Genomic DNA, 503 nt, shown 5'->3' with positions numbered 1-503 from the left:
GAACATGCGCTGCTCGTGGACGTAATAGTCCGGACGGCAGGTGGCGAACTCGCGCGACCAGTCGATGGCATAGCCCAGCGACTTCAGCTGGCTGCGCATGTGATCGATGTTCTTGTAGGTCCACGCCGCCGGCGCGGTCTTGTTCTTGATCGCAGCGTTTTCCGCCGGCAGGCCGAACGCGTCCCAGCCCATCGGCTGCAGCACGTTGCGGCCCTGCATGCGGTGGTAGCGGCTGATCACGTCGCCGATGGTGTAGTTGCGCACGTGGCCCATGTGCAGCTTGCCGCTCGGATACGGGAACATCGACAGGCAGTAGAACTTCTCCTTGTCGGGTAGCTCCCTGACGAGGAAGGACTGGTGTTCTTTCCAGTAGTTCTGGGCCTGGGTTTCGATCTCGAGTGGCTGATATTGCTCGTGCATGGCGCTACTTAGACGTGACTGTTCGAAAGCCTCGTAGCATACATGACCCCCACTCCTGTCGATAGCCCGCGCCGTTTGTCGCC

1 protein-coding gene is annotated in these 503 nt (G+C 60.6%); it reads right to left on the bottom strand.

Annotation, left to right across the window (positions count from 1 at the left end; translation table 11 throughout):
- A partial coding sequence (locus D7X55_RS46030) for a class I tRNA ligase family protein (RefSeq protein ID WP_147470477.1) occupies positions 1-420 on the bottom strand: 420 nt, incomplete at its 3' end.
- Positions 421-503: the final 83 nt, after the last annotated feature.

Source organism: Corallococcus sp. AB049A (assembly GCF_003668885.1).
GTDB classification, from domain to species: domain Bacteria; phylum Myxococcota; class Myxococcia; order Myxococcales; family Myxococcaceae; genus Corallococcus; species Corallococcus interemptor.
This window is presented reverse-complemented; position numbering and strand designations above follow the sequence as displayed.